At 50.2% G+C, this 679-nt stretch carries 1 rRNA gene; it reads right to left on the reverse strand.

The features are described 5' to 3' along the window. Positions 1-467 (reverse strand): 16S ribosomal RNA (locus tag GHN92_RS23620); the annotation flags it as partial. Positions 468-679 lie beyond the last annotated feature (212 nt).

Here is a 679-nt window from a genome sequence, read left to right on the forward strand (position 1 = left end):
TCACGTATTAGGTAACTGCCCTTCCTCCCAACTTAAAGTGCTTTACAATCCGAAGACCTTCTTCACACACGCGGCATGGCTGGATCAGGCTTTCGCCCATTGTCCAATATTCCCCACTGCTGCCTCCCGTAGGAGTCTGGACCGTGTCTCAGTTCCAGTGTGACTGATCATCCTCTCAGACCAGTTACGGATCGTAGCCTTGGTGAGCCATTACCTCACCAACTAGCTAATCCGACCTAGGCTCATCTGATAGCGCAAGGCCCGAAGGTCCCCTGCTTTCTCCCGTAGGACGTATGCGGTATTAGCGTCCGTTTCCGAACGTTATCCCCCACTATCAGGCAGATTCCTAGGTATTACTCACCCGTCCGCCGCTCTCAAGAGAAGCAAGCTTCTCTCTACCGCTCGACTTGCATGTGTTAGGCCTGCCGCCAGCGTTCAATCTGAGCCATGATCAAACTCTTCAGTTCAAACATCTTTGGGTTTTTAAGAAACCCTAAACTTGGCTCAGCAATCGTTGGTTACATCTTTGATTTCTCGCGGAGTAACTTGTGATGCTGATAATCTTGTTGACTATCAGTCTGACTCCACAAGCACCCACACGAATTGCTTGATTCAATTGTTAAAGAGCGGTTGGTCAGCTTTCGCTGTACCGAGGCGCGCATTCTACAGCAGCCTCTGT

The sequence above is a fragment of the Pseudomonas sp. FSL R10-2964 genome, assembly GCF_009600035.1.
In the GTDB taxonomy this organism is placed as follows: domain Bacteria; phylum Pseudomonadota; class Gammaproteobacteria; order Pseudomonadales; family Pseudomonadaceae; genus Aquipseudomonas; species Aquipseudomonas bubulae.